The following is a 13,080-nucleotide window of genomic DNA, read 5'->3' on the forward strand; positions in this document are numbered from 1 at the left end:
TTCGTTACCAGTCAAGTTCTCGAAACACGCAGTATTTGATCACCATGCTGGCGCTGTAGTTGTTCTTGAATGTGAGGGTTTTGGTGGAGAGCGTCAGGCGGGCGTAGTACCAATTGCCCGGCACCTGATTGAGGTTGTTGCGCAGCACGATGAACGGGTAATAGGTATAGGTGCCGGTCAGGGTGACACTCACCGTCGCGCCTGATGCGACCGTGACCAGCCCCTGTTCAAACGGTACGAGACCGGAGAGCGTCTCGTAGAAAGCCAGCTGCGTGGGGTCGGTGACAGTAGTCACGTCATAGCCCGCTTTCGACACCCGGATCTGATAGCTGTTGCCGTTCTGGCCGATGAAGATCCTGTTGGTCATCACGCGCCCCGGTTCTTGAAAATCATGTAACAGAACTGAAATCTGTTGGTGTCGGTCGACGTGTCGAGAATAACGAGCTTGGCCCGCAGCGTCGTATTGTTGAGCAGCCATGCCCCGGTATAGCGCAGAATCGAGCTTTGACCGTCGCTAGCGCTTTTGGCACTGACCATTGAGCTGCCTAGGTCGTTCTGCCCCCACATGGTTGGGTAAAAACAACTACCGACCGGCAGATCGGAAAGTCCGCTCAAGCGATTGTAGAAGGACGCATGGAAGATCGGCGTATAACCAAGATCGGGAAAGGTGATCTCGCTATAGTAGATCGTCGCTGTCAGCGTCGATGAATTGTAATAGATGTTTTGCATGTTGACGCTGCCCTTGACGTGCAGGTCCAGCGTCTCAAACCGCGTATCCATCAATCTGCTTTTCGTTGGCGCATAGACATCATCGCCCGGCTGGCTAATGAAGATTCCGACTTCGCCGTTCAGGCTGCCAATGTGAATTCTGTTGGTCATTGGGAGATCGCAAATACGATGTATCGGATAATGCCGGGCCAACGAGCGTATGCGCCGTTGACAGCAGGGCCGCGAAATATAGTGATTATGCCGTCTTCTATGGTGGCTGGTACGCCGCCCCTGCCACCAAGGTTCCCACCCAATGGTGCCGTGCATCGGATCTCGCCAATGCCCTGCGATTGGAAGCTGTTGGAACGAGGCGTGTACTCGTGAAAAACATACGCGGCAGGGGCGTAACCCACGGTCGGAAATGTGATCGTTAGTGAGGTATTTGTAGCCGTGGCGTACTGATCGCCGTCAGCACTACTATACCGTGGCGCGGGGTCGGTGACCTGACCCCGCGCGATGATCAGGCCGGTAAAGCCCCAATTGCTGTCAAAGACCTTATTCTGATCCGCGACGGAAAGATTCGCAGCGTCATAGCCTTGCTTGGTCACGATCATCCGTCCAGGCGTGATCGATAGCCTGTTGCTCATTACTGTCTCCAGTCTCGTTAATCGGTGATCAGGATCGTTCCGGCATTTAGCGATATGATCATCTTGCCGTTTGTGCTGCGGATCTCACCGGCTGTCACGGTGCCAAGGTTCGCAGTGATGGCGCTTAGGCTATTGACCGACAGCTGGTTGGCGGTGATAGCTCCGTCTACGATCAGCTCGGCGGCGTTGCGCTTGTTGACGACAAAGCCGCCGACATAGACGTCGTTTGTCGTCGTGGTGCGCCAAACGTATGCCGCCATCTGAGCGTAGGCGGCATTCGACGGAGCGGTCAGATTGACTGTTGCCGTTTTGATGCCTGCCGATTGATCGCCCGAAAGGAAATCAATGTAACTGATCAATGCGCCGGATCGGTCCAGCCATTTGATGCGCAATAGCGGCGAAACCACACTGTTACCGTATGCCGATCCCGTCACCCGGTATTGCGCCCCGGCCTGCACCGGAAACCTTTTGCCAAGGAGTTCACCGCCGTAACCGGTCGCACCGGCAACATAGGTGAACTTCATCTGCGACAAAGAGGCCATGCCGCCAAGATACGGGTCGGTCCAAGACGCCCAGCCAGCGCCCGGCCAAGAGTTGCCAGGATCCTGCATCTGGTTGTCAGGCACCAGGTTGGAGAAGTCGGTCAACACCAGCTGTTTGGCCGTCACCGAATTGGCAGCAAGCTTGTCCGCACCGATGGTGCTTGCGGCGATGTTTGTGCCGGTGATTGTTGTGGCGGAAATATTACTGCCCGTGATCGTGCCTGCCGCAATGTTTGCCCCGACAATCGCACCCGCTGCAATCTGCGTTGCCGTCAAAGTCCCGGCAACAAGGCGATCAGCCGTGATCGTTCCGGTGACAATGTTGCCGTTCTGGATGAGGGTCGTTCCGCCATCCGACCATACCGTTGCACTGGTTTGGTTTACCGTGGCAACCCCAAAGAACATCTGCGTGACCCAGGCATAAGTGTTGCCTGACCCTGTAGCGAGATTGAATCCTTCGCATCTGAAGAACACTCTCGCGGCGACGGCATTTGCAGGCGCTTGCCCCTTCACATAGCCCTGCTGATAACGGGTGAAATCGTAATTTGGATTTCCACCCAAGTTAGTGGCGTCATATTGCTGACCCGAATAACCTATGGTGGTCCCAGCCGCATTGATCCACTGAATGTAAAAAGTGACTGCGCGGCAACTCTGTGCGTAGTATCTACCCGAGAACTCATAGTAAGCACCGGCAGAAACCGCGAAACTCTTTGGACCTCCAGTCAATGGGTTCAGCGGACCCATATCCGCATATTGGGCGTTGTTCACATTTCCGGTTAATTCAAAAGAAGAACCGTTTGCAGGTGCGTAACCGTCTGTTCGTTTGGTGAGCGAGTACACGCCGCCGTTAGCGTAGTAGACCCCCCAGCCTGTGGTGCCAGCTGATGCATCCGAGTTCGTGAGCTGATTTGCGCTAACGCCGACTGCCAATTTGTCAGCCGTAATCGCTCCCCCTGCAATCTTGGACGCAACGACCGCACCCGCAACAAGTTGATCGGCATTAACCGCACCAGCTGCGATTTTACCAGCAATCACTGAGTTGGCCGCAAGCTTATCCGTGGTCACCGACCCAGCCGACAGCATGTTTGCAAGGATGCTGCCGTCAACAATCAACTGTGCGGCATTGGCCTTTTGCAGGTACATGTAGTCCACCAAGAGATTGGTGGTGTTTGCGTTGTTCGCGTTGCTGTAGATTTGAACAGTGACAAATCGAGCGGCGGCAGGAGCGACAACCTGACCGGAATATTTGGAACGAGTTCCCGTGATAATCGCGTTGTTAACCGGGTCTTGATTGCTCAGTTCCGTTTTGTTTGCATCGAGCCAACGCAGACGGAAATAAAAACCGCCTACAGACGTTGTTCCGCTGTTGGTATAATATTGGACACCCCAACCGTACGTCGCGCCGCCTTCAACCGGGATGGCGTTTGCCGTTTTGAGCAGGATGGACAAGTCATAGGTATTGTATGGGGTCGTCACTTTTTGAAGAACGAGGCCTCGATTACCGTTGACGTTGATACCGCCTGCAAAATAAATCGCGCCTTTGCCAGCGGCAGTGTTCAGGTCGTAAAGGCTGCCGAGATCATCAGTGTTGAAATTACCGTTGGGAATCAGGTTGGTGTAGTCCGTTACAGCCAGGCTTTTTGCTGTAATGGAGCCGACCGCTAGGTTGTTGCCCGTGATGGTGTCAGCCGCAACCTTGCTGCCGGTGATGATCCCGTCAGCGATCTTCGAGGCGACAATGGCAAGGTCAGCGATCTGCGAGCCGATCAACTGCCCGGTCAGTTCAGCCGTGGACACCGTCTTCACATAGGCCGCACCGTTCCAGCGATAAGCCTCACCATTGAACGTGACATAGGCAGACACGCGGCTGGTCGGCAGTTGGGTGACAACCTTAACCGGCTCAATCTCAGCCGCTAACTTGGTCGCATCGACCGCCTCAGCAGCAAGCTTTGCTCCGGTCACCGCCGCGTCGGCAAGCTTGTCGGCGATGACAGACTTAGCCGCCAGGATCTCTTGCGTCACCGCCTCGACCTGGAGCTTGGACGTACTGACAGCGGCGTCCGCGAGCTTCAGATTGGTGACCGCCTCGTCCATGATCTTGGACGCCGTCACCGCCGCGTCGGCGATCTTCGATGACACAATCGAACCGTCGAGAACATCAGTTGATTCCGACAGATTCAGCGTGGTGACGGAAAGCCAGTCGGACGCGACGGTTTCCCGGCTGGACACCGGAACCAATTTGCCCTGCACTTCATATTCTGTTAGCGCCAGGCACCAAGTGCCGGACAGGGTCCAGGTCGCAGCGCCAGCGTACGGATGCGCATCGCTATCATAAACAACAACGCCCGTGGCTTTGATGCGCACCTTGACCCAAACCCGCGCCACGTCATCCAGATCGGCGGTGCAGGAAACAACAATAGCGGGCCTGCGATCCTGGCTGTCGCTATCGGTGACAGATCCGGCGACAACGCTCCAGCCTGTCGTGGACTGCGCAACAGGCACCCCGCTGGAGACACTGCCGGTGACCGGTGGTTTATAATCTTTGCTCTGGTTCCAGCTGTAATCGGTCGGATCGACTTCGGTGATATCGAGGACAACATCAAGGTTGGGCTGATCGAGAACACCATCGACCCGAAACCGCTTCTCGACATAGCCATTGCGATTGCTGGACGTGGCGACAATGTCACCCGGTTCCAATGCCCCGAACTTTGGCGGCATGGAAATGGTATGACGGCGGGCGCGACGGGCTTCCTTCAAGGCCGATTGCATCAGCCGCTGCACCTGTCCAGCGTAAGGCACAAAATCGAGACTGACATCCGACAGCAGACGACGGTTGCCGTCTTCCACCTCATAATCGCCGTTATAGAGCGGCGGGGCTTCCGTCATATTCCAGGCGTCATCCGGCGATGGATAGGAGGCGGAAATCCCGTTGACGGTATCGGACAGGCCGAAGAATGGCGCAAAGCTCTGCTCTTCCGTGGACAGAATATCGGCATCCGAGAAGGTCATGACAGGTTCGTCCGACACGCCGATAAACGGCTTATAGGTGCCGCCGATCTCGGCAAGCCGACCGTTGCAGGCGGTTAGCATCGCTTGCGCCGCATCCTGCAAGGCAGCACTGACCTGCACCTCAGCGCCGGAGCGATAGGTGGCCTCCATGCCATCAGCGCCTTCGATCAGGGTGCGGCATTTGCCGATCTGGGCAATCCAGTGGCTGGCAGGCAAGCGCCGTTCGGTGACGGTCTGGAGGCCATAGAGCCATTGACCGTTCCAGCGGATACCGCGCATCAGGGCATAGAGCTGGACAACAGGCAGCCGGTCGCCATCGCCGCCCCAGGTCGAGGCGTCGCTCCAGCGCTGCGGGCCATTGCCGCCGACAGAACTATCCTTGGAGGGATCATAAAGCCGCATACCATCCAGCACGAACTTGAAGGACGGAAAGCCGGAAAACAGCTCCTGGTTCACGCGCGAGGTGGCAATCACATAGGCAACGCCATGGCCGACGCGGGTATTCTCGTAAGGGCGGGCCGTGGACGAGACACGGTTGACTAGAAAGCTATCCGCTTCAGTCTGCGTGCCATCGTAAAACTTCAGCCAGAGGTAATCGGTATTGCCCTTGCGGTAATCGACAACCGGCCATCCGTATTCGGCATGCGGATGATCGAAATCGATCTCGCAGGCGACACCATTGACCACTGCCACCAGCAGCGACTTGATCGGCGCATCGGCCAGCGCAATGACCTGGGTGACATAGGCATTCGGTGTCTTGCCCGCATTGCCCCAGGTATTGGCATAAACCAGAGAACCAGCCGTCGCCGTCATGCCAAAAATGATCGAGCGCGGCACGGTGCCACCGGACTGCAATTGCCCATTGACGGCAAAACTTGCTGTGGAAGCCTTGTTCTTGCCCGCCACAGCCGAGGCCAGATAGTTCAAACCAACGCCGACCGCACCCTTCAGAAGGGCAGTACCAATCCCGGCCCATGTAAGGCCGCCCACAAAGGTCGAGATCGCACCCGCCGCGCTGGTGACAAGTGCGCCGATAGCAGTAAAGAATGTCATGGATGGAATACCCTTAGAGGGGTTTGATAAAATGCGTCTCGGCAGGCGCATAGCCGCGCCGGACATAGAGGCTCGACACATCGTTGGTGGCAAGCGCCGCCATGCCGATAGAGACGCATCCGATGGATTTGGCCCATGCCTCATAGGCATCGAGCATGATAAGGCCGGAGCGACCCCGCGCCTGCGGTGCGATAAACCACACCGTTTCCTTGGCCACCAGACCAGCCCCGAAGGGATGATCAAAGGCCGATGCGAGCAACAGGCCACACACGATGCCATCGCGTTCCAGTAGCAACGCACATGCCATCGGATTGTCGAGGTGCAGCCGGTAGAGCGCATCGGCCTGCGCCGCTTCGAACCGGAAGGCATAGCCCGCCGCTGCATGACTGTCCCGCAGCAAGGCGATGACGGCAAACCGGTCGGCAATCGTGCCCGGCCTAACCATTTTTAGCCAAAGCCTTGGCCAGGAAATCCGCCATGCTGTTTGCCTTTGACGTGGTAATCTTGCCCTGTGTCTGTCCCCAGAACAGTTCCCAATCGCCAACCACCGCCGCATCCTGATAGAAATTATCGGTGGAGCTGCGCAGCTTCTGGCTGGCATCCGACCGGGTGTCGGGATTGGAGCGGGTGATTTCCTGCATATGGGAGGCGCAGGTCAACGTCACCGCGCCGGTATCTCCTTCGGCTGGGGTCTTGATCTCTATCGTGTCGACAAAGCCCAGGAACCGCAGTTCTGCCGGAGACACCAGCTTGCGGGTTTGCGGAGAAAACAGACCGCGATAGATTTCCACGCGGGCCTGTTTGCAATCGTAGAGCCGCACGGCCTGCGCCACCATATCGTCAATCTGGGACATGGTGATGGTGACGTTCTGCGCCTCCAGCGTCGAGACCAGCGGGATTTCTGTGATGCTGATCAGCGTGCCGGAACCGTAAAAGCTCCTGATATCGGCGTTGCCGGTGTCGGGATGGACCACCTCGGCAGTGATGTTACCGACATCCGACCAGAAGCCAACGGAAACCGGGTTTCCAGTGGTCCGGTCGCGCGCAATAATCCAGAGAAAATCACGCGCCACCAATTGCCGCGCCGCCAGCGCGTTGGTGATTGCAGCAGGATATAAGCGCATCAACGCACCTCGATACCTTGGAAAGACACAGAGCCGCGCCCGGTGGACGAATCGGCTTCAGAGGAAATCGACCCCGGCACGATCATCATCGTGCAGGAGGGCCGCAGCAGCGTGACAGCAGACCCCGCAGCGGTTCCCGGCCACAAATGCGGGCGAAGCTCGAACGGCCCGGCAATACCGGATCCATTGGCAACCGCACCCTCGACAACGCGGTAAAGCCCGCTGCCTGCAATCTGGATCATGTCGCCAACCGAGACCACATAACCAGCCCCCAGCCCGGAGATCGTCACGCTCTTATTGTTGGCACCAATGGCAGACAGGACCACGCCATTGTCCGGCACGGGCTTTCCGGTAGGATAGGCAATGGGCCGGGACCGTGACAGGGAATACCCCCGGAAGTATTGCAAGCCACCTTCCAACGCCTCGATCCGCGCCCGCCAGACGTCGAGCGTATTGGGGCCAAGTTCCTTTGTTTTGTAAGTCGCCGACCACAGCGGCGACCCCAGATCCTTGGTGTAAGTCACCCCGCCCTCTGTCCGGGATTGCTCCTGGCGAAACAGCGGCTCGAACTTAGTGGTCCAACCGGGGAAGTCGGCGAGCAGGTCAATGGGATAGACGACGGTCATACCTTCACCCCTCTTGCCCGCGCGCCCTTCATGGCATTGAGCACCTTGGTGTCAAATGTCTTGCGATCTTGCGCAAGCGCATGCTGCAAGCGACTGACCGCCTCGGCGTCCGCACCTCGGGCATCAATAACCGGCGCATAGGTGACGCTTGTGGGTGCGTTTTTATTAGCCGCAGCCCTGGACAGATCCGGCATGCGCGGTGCACTGGGCCCGACATAGCCGCCGCTGGAATAGCCCTTCAGCCGCTTGCGCATGGCGTCCAGGCCAGCAGGCCCGCCAGCCTTGCGCACAGAATCCGCATCAAAGACATACTCGCCCTTGTGCACGACGCCCGCTGGCTCATACTTGCCCCCTGCTCCGGTATAACCGCCATCGGCGAATAGGCCTGTCATTCCTATGTATTTCGACAGGCTTGACGATCCACCTCCGAAAAAGTTCGTCAACCAGCCGCCGCTGCTGGTGGCGGACGATCCGCCAAACAGGCCGTCAAAGGCACTGCTCAGGGCAAGTTCACCCAGCTTCTTGAGAACGCCGGACAGGGCGCTTTCAAAACTTTGCGCGCCCATGACCACGTCCGAGAACGCCGACTTGGCAGTATCGTAAAACTCTTGAGCTGTCTGTTGCGACCGCTGTTGAGCCTCTTGGACCCGTCGCAACACGTCTGCCTGTTCGGCGTAGGCGGAGGACACCTCCTGGATTCGCAGAGATTGCGTTTCGGAGATTCCGGCATTACGCCAATTTTCGTCACCATTCTTGCGGGCTTCCTCGCGCACGTCAGCCAAAGCCTGCTTCTCAAGGTCGAGCGCCATGCGGCGCTGTTCCTGCTGATAATAAGTCTGGCCTACGACCTGCTGTTCCTGCACCAGCGCCGCCGTGCGATCACGCACGCCTTGGATATCCGTCTCAAAACGGCTATCTGTGTTTTTTGACACCGATGGTGTTTTGTCAGGCTTAGAACGGGTTTCATCCGCCTGGACGTTAGATTGCGCTAACTTGCGGATTTGATCATCCGGCAAATACCCACCGGTCCTTTGCAAATCGGCTTTTATCTTGGCGATTTCTTTTTCAACAGCAAGCTGATGTTTCGAGAGCGTGTTTTGCCGCTGTGCTTCATCCGCATAGGCCTTGCCGATTCGAAGCATCTCTTCGCTGTTTTGCCGTGACTTATAATCCGCCTGCTGACGAGCAGAAAAATTGGGTGACAGTGCTTCAGAAATATCTGCCCTGGCGTTTTTGGCCGCTACAGTCACCTGGTTAAAGGCGTCAAGAATTGGAACGAGGCGATTGACATAATCAATCGCGTTAAGATTTACACCCGCAACACCCCGCAGCGCTTCTTTCGTGTCCGCAGCGCTCGCCTGACCATCTTCGAATTTCTGAATAAGTGCATCAATCTGGCTAACTTGGCCAGCCGAAATCATGTTTGAATTACCTAGTAACGCCAATTCGTCACGCATGGCCCCAAGATGTTCTCGCACCAGGTCGATCTCAGATGTATCGCCAAGCGCAAGCACACCCGTTTTCGCAGCCTTGAATATCTCGACAGATCGTTGCAATTGGAGATTCAACGCCAGAACGGGCTTGCTGATTTCAGTCTGCTGGATCTCCTTCAGCTTCACCAGCGCCTCATTGGCAACAATGTTCCCATCGCGAACGCCAGCCGCGTAACGTGTGATGGCGGAAAGGGCGGTTTTATCCTCAGATGAGGAAAAAACACCACTAAATCCGCTCAACTTTGAGGTTGCCTGACTGATGATCGATCCGAATTCATCGCCCTGATCGAAGAAACTCAGCTTGCCGCCGCCCTTTAGGCGGTCGATTTCGTCATTAAATTCACGGATCTTTTGAACCCGCTCTGTCTTAGCCAATTCATCAAGGGACTTGGACGTTTTATCAAGATCCGGGGCCGCTTGCTTCGTCAGCAAGCCTAAGCGCTCTAGCTCGGAAGCGACGTGCTTGGCATTGGCCGCCGCTTCCGTAGACGACGACGCGAATAATGCCAGCGCCCCGACAACAGTGCCGCCGATGATCAGACCAAGCGGACCAGCCGCCGCACCGATGCCGCTGATGGCGGTCGCAATACCGGCCATGGACGATGCAGCCCGCAGTGCCGCGATCAACCGGACAACTGCTGCTGTGGCGAGGCCAAGATTGGCGAGCATGCCTGCAATAGAACGACCGACCAGTGCACCGGCGATCACACTTGCCAGCAAAAGGACCGTGTCTGCCGTGCCGTTAAAGTCATCCGCAAGGGCATTCAAGCCAGCAACCAGGCGCTGGGATGCGCCGAGGCTCTCATCCGTCTGACCGATATAACGGATGAAGGCGTTGTTCACCTTGGTCACGCCCTGTTCAATCGTCTGGGTGGTATTGGCCGCCATGCCCTGGATGGTCGGCAATCCCTTCAGAAAGGACTGGAAAAAGTCGCGGTTGGACACTGCGCCGTCATTGACCAATTGTTTGAGCTTGCTGACAGAACCGCCCGCAGCACTGAGACCATTGGCAACGGCGATCAGGATCGGCCGCCCCCCTTCATTGATCGAATTGAACTGCTCCGCCTGAACACGTGTCGAACCAAGCAACTGACCAAGCTGGGTCAATGCACCGGATGCGGCTCCCACACTCTTTCCCTCAACCCTAAGGGCAGTCCCCACGCCGTCCGTGAATTTCAGCAGGTCGCTTTGACTTGCGCCCAAATTATTGGAGGCCTGCGCTGCTTTACCAAACAATTCAACCATCGCTCCCACCGGAGCCGCATTGTTTTGGGCAGATTGGTATATCTTATCTAAAATCTGCACCTGATTTTCGCCAACGACGCCAGCAACAGCGAGACTATTTTTCGCGTCGGTCCAGGCGTCAGCATAGGCAAGCACATCATTGACCTTGATCGCAGAAGCAATATTCTTCAGCGGCGCGATCAAGCCATTTGCTGCGGATGATCCAAGCGCGCCAAGACGCTTATCCATCTGCTGATAACGTTTCTCGATAGCTCGAGCTTGGCTATCGGCGATATCAGCCGCTTTCTGCATTTCCCGCTGATACCCTTTGATATCAGCCGAAAGTTGCACTACGAGTTTTTCAACGTCGGTTGCCATGGAATGTCCATAAAGGTTGGGAGAGGTATGCGAAAAACACTATTAGCCGCGTCGGTCATCCTTTGCGGATGCGTGGCGCCCAAGGAAAATAGAGACTTGGATCGTAGGGAGATGGTCGCAGTAGCAGGATGGCAGTCCGGAGAAGTCGAGGTACGCAATCATAGCCCCGTTTTAGGATACTTCTCATACAGGCAGGGCATGACGCCATCAGGATTGTTTTACACAACGTATTCAGACAACACTGGATCGTTAGGGCGAAACGCCGACATTTTTTCCAGGGATTGGTCAGTAGCGTGCAGAATAGACAAGATGAATGACAAAAAAGACTGCGAGATTTTTGCTAAACGCTCGCCGATACTCATCGACTACAAATTCTCATCTACACCACAGATTGTTTGCGTCCAAGGACATGACTTTCCAGGGCGAACTGCGCTAATTCGGATCGACGGAAATGCACCCATCCGGACTGGGGAAAATGGTTGCGTGTCGGCGCAGCAGGTGATGGATCAACTCAAAGCAGGAACGAAAGTTTCAACCCGTAAAACTCATTGGCCTTACGACCAAAATCGCGACCAAGAAGGCGACCTGGTAGGTTTGGGAGAAGCAATGCAATTGCTTGAATACATCAGATCTAGGATCCAATCGCCAGCCTGATCGTTTATCTCTCTTCCAACCAATCCCACAGATCATCTTTTTCCTTCTCGGAAAGCGCTCCTTCATCTTCCGGCACGTTCGCGGCCATCCATCCGTCGAGAGCAGAAAAATATTGAAAGAGCGACATGGCGCGGACTTGTTGAGGTGAAAAGCCGATCGCCGCACCATTGCCGTAAATCGCGGCAAACCTCAATTTTCCGTTGGGAAGATCGTCAAGGGCTGCCCCTTTTGATTTGCCGCGTCTTGCTCCCCCGGCGTTTCATCCGGCGCGCCGACAATACCAGCCGAGAGGATGGTTTGAGCAAAGAGGATGTTTTCCAACGGCGGACGCTTTTCCACCCATGTCCTGACAAGATGCAATGCGTCCGTTGGAGCCATTCCGCCGCCAACAAGACCGAGGCGGATGGTGTTGGAAATGTCACCAATACGCCAGCTGTCACCATAAAGCCGGGACAGAATAACATATGGCCCGGCGTCACACGCTTCTTGCAGAAGTTCCAATTCACCCCAGCCCAGGCGGAAGGTGTGGTCACCATCCGCCCAAGGAATTGTGATTTGAGCATCTCGGCTCATGTGACCACACGAACCATGGGGCCATCGCTCTGCATGGACACGCTCGCCGTTGCCCGCTTGCCGTTATCTCCTGCACCTTCGAATTTCTCGACATGCATATTGCCGGTCCACGTGATCGTTTTGGCCGGGAACTGCCATTCGACCTTGACTGGGATGCTGTCGACATTTTCAACTGCATCCAGCCACGTCTCGACACTTTCGCCAGCAAGAACGCCTTCGCCAGTGATGGACATAGACAGAGACGACGCATCGCGACCGAGCCAATCCACCTTGTCAGGATCGTCGCAGTCAGGAATAGAGCTATCTTCCAGCGCCTTGTCGATGGAGATAGAGCGCTGCGTAAAACCGCACGGGGCGCTATAGACGATGGGAGTAGCCGAGTTGCCGAGAAGCACGCGGATTTTACCCCCCCGAATGGTGGTTGCTTGTGCCATATTGGCCTCCTGTTGTTGAGTTGGGTTAGTGGTTTTCGACGCCAGCGCCAAACGTCATGGCGATATGCGTAGTCACTCCGTCTGAGGCGCGGACATCGTCCCGCCGCGTAAGCTTGAAATAGACGAGAGCATTATCGGAGAGGCTCAACTCTTCTTCGTTGAGCACAGCCCTGATCACCTTGGCAATCTTGCGCCCCTCGGCATAGCCTGGATCACGAGACCAAATATCAATCTGTATCGTCAAGTCTGAAGCATCGAAACACTCGACCTGCTCTTGCAGAACTTGAGTGCTGCCAAAAGAAATATATGGGAACTGCAAACTACCGCTGCTCTCCAATGGCACCTGGTCGTAAATCCGATCGGCCACAAGAGCTTCAATCTCGGTAGACGCCTTCAAAGCTGCCACGATAGCAACCTGCAATTCATGTGATGCGTCCTGGGTCATAGTTTCACAGCAACCTTTCTGGCGCTCTCGCAAGTAGCCTTGCTGACCGCACGCACGGCCGGTTTCTTATTTGCTCGCCAAGATAAATTGAAATATGGACGGGCTGTCGTCCCAGGATGTTTCGATCCCGAAAACATCCTGCCATTGATAAGTGCCGCCGTGCCGAATTC

13 protein-coding genes are annotated in these 13,080 nt (G+C 56.0%); 1 reads left to right on the top strand and 12 read right to left on the bottom strand.

What is annotated here, in order from left to right:
- Positions 1–4: 4 nt before the first annotated feature.
- From AVCG78_RS08670 to AVCG78_RS08705, 8 genes are read right to left on the bottom strand one after another with little or no spacing between them, the layout of a single operon-like run.
- Entirely contained in the window at positions 5–367 is a 363-nt protein-coding gene (locus AVCG78_RS08670; RefSeq protein WP_071204829.1) for a hypothetical protein, read from the bottom strand.
- The gene (locus AVCG78_RS08675; RefSeq protein ID WP_071204830.1) at positions 367–879 is read right to left on the bottom strand and encodes a hypothetical protein; all 513 of its coding nucleotides are present in this window, start codon (positions 877–879) and stop codon (positions 367–369) included. Before AVCG78_RS08675 ends, AVCG78_RS08670 begins: the two co-directional genes overlap by 1 nt.
- Positions 876–1,355: a hypothetical protein gene (locus AVCG78_RS08680; protein ID WP_071204831.1), complete on the bottom strand. Its 480-nt coding sequence runs from the start codon at positions 1,353–1,355 to the stop codon at positions 876–878. Before AVCG78_RS08680 ends, AVCG78_RS08675 begins: the two co-directional genes overlap by 4 nt.
- Positions 1,356–1,372: 17 nt before the next feature.
- Positions 1,373–5,959: a phage tail protein gene (locus tag AVCG78_RS08685; RefSeq protein ID WP_174089685.1), complete on the bottom strand. Its 4,587-nt coding sequence runs from the start codon at positions 5,957–5,959 to the stop codon at positions 1,373–1,375.
- Between the two features lie 13 nt (positions 5,960–5,972).
- On the bottom strand, positions 5,973–6,404 hold the full coding sequence (locus tag AVCG78_RS08690; RefSeq protein ID WP_156601738.1) for a GNAT family N-acetyltransferase: 432 nt from the start codon (positions 6,402–6,404) through the stop codon (positions 5,973–5,975).
- Positions 6,397–7,083: a hypothetical protein gene (locus AVCG78_RS08695; RefSeq protein ID WP_156601737.1), complete on the bottom strand. Its 687-nt coding sequence runs from the start codon at positions 7,081–7,083 to the stop codon at positions 6,397–6,399. The genes AVCG78_RS08690 and AVCG78_RS08695 overlap by 8 nt, the downstream gene beginning before the upstream one ends.
- Positions 7,083–7,709: a hypothetical protein gene (locus AVCG78_RS08700; RefSeq protein ID WP_071205793.1), complete on the bottom strand. Its 627-nt coding sequence runs from the start codon at positions 7,707–7,709 to the stop codon at positions 7,083–7,085. Before AVCG78_RS08700 ends, AVCG78_RS08695 begins: the two co-directional genes overlap by 1 nt.
- Positions 7,706–10,804, bottom strand: a complete 3,099-nt coding sequence (locus AVCG78_RS08705; RefSeq protein WP_081355474.1) for a tape measure protein — start codon at positions 10,802–10,804, stop codon at positions 7,706–7,708. The genes AVCG78_RS08700 and AVCG78_RS08705 overlap by 4 nt, the downstream gene beginning before the upstream one ends.
- Before the next feature lie 309 nt (positions 10,805–11,113).
- Here AVCG78_RS08705 and AVCG78_RS08710 point away from each other — a divergent pair, with 309 nt between their 5' ends.
- Positions 11,114–11,458: a hypothetical protein gene (locus tag AVCG78_RS08710; protein ID WP_071205791.1), complete on the top strand. Its 345-nt coding sequence runs from the start codon at positions 11,114–11,116 to the stop codon at positions 11,456–11,458.
- A gap of 4 nt (positions 11,459–11,462) precedes the next feature.
- On the opposite strand, the gene AVCG78_RS08715 is transcribed toward AVCG78_RS08710, so the two are convergent.
- Genes AVCG78_RS08715 through AVCG78_RS08730 form a run of 4 tightly spaced genes read right to left on the bottom strand, consistent with a single transcriptional unit; the run spans position 11,463 to position 12,910 of the window.
- On the bottom strand, positions 11,463–11,651 hold the full coding sequence (locus AVCG78_RS08715) for a hypothetical protein (protein ID WP_071205788.1): 189 nt from the start codon (positions 11,649–11,651) through the stop codon (positions 11,463–11,465).
- The gene (locus AVCG78_RS08720; RefSeq protein WP_071205786.1) at positions 11,648–12,031 is read right to left on the bottom strand and encodes a gene transfer agent family protein; all 384 of its coding nucleotides are present in this window, start codon (positions 12,029–12,031) and stop codon (positions 11,648–11,650) included. Before AVCG78_RS08720 ends, AVCG78_RS08715 begins: the two co-directional genes overlap by 4 nt.
- The gene (locus AVCG78_RS08725; RefSeq protein WP_070150494.1) at positions 12,028–12,465 is read right to left on the bottom strand and encodes a phage tail tube protein; all 438 of its coding nucleotides are present in this window, start codon (positions 12,463–12,465) and stop codon (positions 12,028–12,030) included. The genes AVCG78_RS08720 and AVCG78_RS08725 overlap by 4 nt, the downstream gene beginning before the upstream one ends.
- A gap of 25 nt (positions 12,466–12,490) precedes the next feature.
- Positions 12,491–12,910 (bottom strand): DUF3168 domain-containing protein, encoded by a 420-nt coding sequence (locus AVCG78_RS08730; protein ID WP_071205784.1) that lies wholly within the window; start codon positions 12,908–12,910, stop codon positions 12,491–12,493.
- Between the last annotated feature and the right edge of the window lie 170 nt (positions 12,911–13,080).

The sequence above is a fragment of the Gillisella vitis genome (assembly GCF_021559775.1).
Lineage (GTDB): Bacteria > Pseudomonadota > Alphaproteobacteria > Rhizobiales > Rhizobiaceae > Allorhizobium > Allorhizobium ampelinum.

Bases quoted from the DNA above. Each gene is read 5' to 3' on its own strand.
- AVCG78_RS08670 (WP_071204829.1), bottom strand. From the start codon at position 367: ATGACCAACAGGATCTTCATCGGCCAGAACGGCAACAGCTATCAGATC.
- AVCG78_RS08675 (WP_071204830.1), bottom strand. From the start codon at position 879: ATGACCAACAGAATTCACATTGGCAGCCTGAACGGCGAAGTCGGAATC.
- AVCG78_RS08680 (WP_071204831.1), bottom strand. From the start codon at position 1,355: ATGAGCAACAGGCTATCGATCACGCCTGGACGGATGATCGTGACCAAG.
- AVCG78_RS08685 (WP_174089685.1), bottom strand. From the start codon at position 5,959: ATGACATTCTTTACTGCTATCGGCGCACTTGTCACCAGCGCGGCGGGT.
- AVCG78_RS08690 (WP_156601738.1), bottom strand. From the start codon at position 6,404: ATGGTTAGGCCGGGCACGATTGCCGACCGGTTTGCCGTCATCGCCTTG.
- AVCG78_RS08695 (WP_156601737.1), bottom strand. From the start codon at position 7,083: ATGCGCTTATATCCTGCTGCAATCACCAACGCGCTGGCGGCGCGGCAA.
- AVCG78_RS08700 (WP_071205793.1), bottom strand. From the start codon at position 7,709: ATGACCGTCGTCTATCCCATTGACCTGCTCGCCGACTTCCCCGGTTGG.
- AVCG78_RS08705 (WP_081355474.1), bottom strand. From the start codon at position 10,804: ATGGCAACCGACGTTGAAAAACTCGTAGTGCAACTTTCGGCTGATATC.
- AVCG78_RS08710 (WP_071205791.1), top strand. From the start codon at position 11,114: ATGAATGACAAAAAAGACTGCGAGATTTTTGCTAAACGCTCGCCGATA.
- AVCG78_RS08720 (WP_071205786.1), bottom strand. From the start codon at position 12,031: ATGAGCCGAGATGCTCAAATCACAATTCCTTGGGCGGATGGTGACCAC.
- AVCG78_RS08725 (WP_070150494.1), bottom strand. From the start codon at position 12,465: ATGGCACAAGCAACCACCATTCGGGGGGGTAAAATCCGCGTGCTTCTC.
- AVCG78_RS08730 (WP_071205784.1), bottom strand. From the start codon at position 12,910: ATGACCCAGGACGCATCACATGAATTGCAGGTTGCTATCGTGGCAGCT.